The following is a 489-nucleotide window of genomic DNA, read 5'->3' on the forward strand; positions in this document are numbered from 1 at the left end:
CTGCTTCCCTACGACTGGGGCTGCTGTATCCGGGAGATCCGGGGGGCGATCCGGCTGCCCAAGACGGAGGAAATGCCGGAAAAGCGCCTGCTGTTTTACGGTTCATCCATCACCCACGGCGGCAACGCTTCCGTTCCATCGAGGACATATGCGTTTCAGACGGCGTGGGAGCTGGGATACGATTTCATCAATCTGGGAAGTGCCGGCAGCGCATTTATGGACTGTGCGATGGCAGAATATATTGCAGGCCTGACAGACTGGGATGCCGCCGTGTTTGAGCTGGGAGTGAATGTGATTGAAGAATGGACCGACGGCCAGCTTTACGAACGGGCTTATCAGTGGATCGATACTGTTAAACATGCCCATCCGGAAAAGACCGTTATCGTGACCGACATGTATTACAATCATTACGATTTTGAGGGAGACGAACGGTCTGACGCATTCAGAAAAAAGATAGAAGAGTGTGTATCTGTACTGGAAAAAAAGTAT

Annotated in this window: 1 protein-coding gene; it reads left to right on the top strand. The window is 51.7% G+C overall.

Translation table 11 applies throughout. The features are described 5' to 3' along the window. Positions 1-72: 72 nt before the first annotated feature. A partial coding sequence (locus NE664_13465; GenBank protein MCQ4727640.1) for a hypothetical protein occupies positions 73-489 on the top strand: 417 nt, incomplete at its 3' end.

The organism is Anaerotignum faecicola, from assembly GCA_024460105.1.
In the GTDB taxonomy this organism is placed as follows: Bacteria; Bacillota; Clostridia; order Lachnospirales; family Anaerotignaceae; genus JANFXS01.